1 protein-coding gene is annotated in these 283 nt (G+C 45.2%); it reads right to left on the bottom strand.

The window, feature by feature from the left end; genetic code table 11:
• Positions 1-283 (bottom strand): methionine adenosyltransferase domain-containing protein (locus C1G53_RS13460; RefSeq protein WP_161941437.1); only part of this gene is annotated, 283 nt, incomplete at both ends.

Genomic DNA, 283 nt, shown 5'->3' on the forward strand with positions numbered 1-283 from the left:
TGTATGCTGCTGAGCGGTCAACCTTACTTGGGTCTTTTCCAGAGAAAGCACCTCCACCATGATGTGCGAAACCACCATATGTATCCGCCACAATTTTACGTCCAGTTACTCCTGCATCCGCAAATGAGCCACCAAGAACAAAACGTCCAGTTGGATTGACTAGAACGTTGAAATCTAGATTCTGATGGTAACGCAGAGCAACTGACATCATGGCTTCAGTCACAATTCGTTTCACTTTGGCAAGGTCAGCCGTTTCGATATGTTGGATGGAAACTAAAAAGGT

It is taken from the genome of Streptococcus suis (assembly GCF_002960445.1).
GTDB classification, from domain to species: Bacteria; Bacillota; Bacilli; order Lactobacillales; family Streptococcaceae; genus Streptococcus; species Streptococcus hyiners.